This is a genomic window from Acinetobacter sp. ANC_7513 (genome assembly GCF_056779915.1).
The window spans coordinates 1-365 of the sequence record NZ_JBWYIW010000033.1 but is presented as its reverse complement, the minus strand read 5'-3'; the positions used below and the strand labels follow the sequence as shown (position 1 = coordinate 365).

The window sequence follows — 365 nt, the reverse complement described above, 5'->3', positions numbered from 1 at the left end:
TCGATGAGTTCAGCAGGCTGACCTGCAGTACCAAACCCACCAATCATAATGGTTGAACCGTCTTTAATTTGGGAGAGGGCTTCGGTTAAAGTCTTTTGAGATTTATCAATCATAGCGTTTTATAGATAAAGCTATCTATATCCTTTTCGGTCTTGCAAAAATTTAAACAAATCAAAATGATTAGATTTGGATTGGTCTAAATTCTTTAGGTGAATAAGATAAAGGATGGATGCGAAATCCATCCCTTTATTATTTTTAAGCTGATGCGCGGCGACGTTCAACTTCAGTAGAAGGCGCACCTTCAACGTCTTTCACTAATTCAATGTCAAATTGAATATGTTTGAACGCACCTTTCAGACCACGAC

General features: G+C 37.8%; 1 protein-coding gene and 1 pseudogene. Both read right to left on the bottom strand.

Annotation, left to right across the window (positions count from 1 at the left end):
* The coding region (locus AC1M9B_RS14415; protein WP_481588093.1) for a CoA-transferase at window positions 1–113 on the bottom strand (113 nt) is incomplete at its 3' end.
* Window positions 114–255: 142 nt separating this feature from the next.
* Window positions 256–365 (bottom strand): annotated as a pseudogene (locus AC1M9B_RS14410) (catechol 1,2-dioxygenase); the annotation flags it as partial.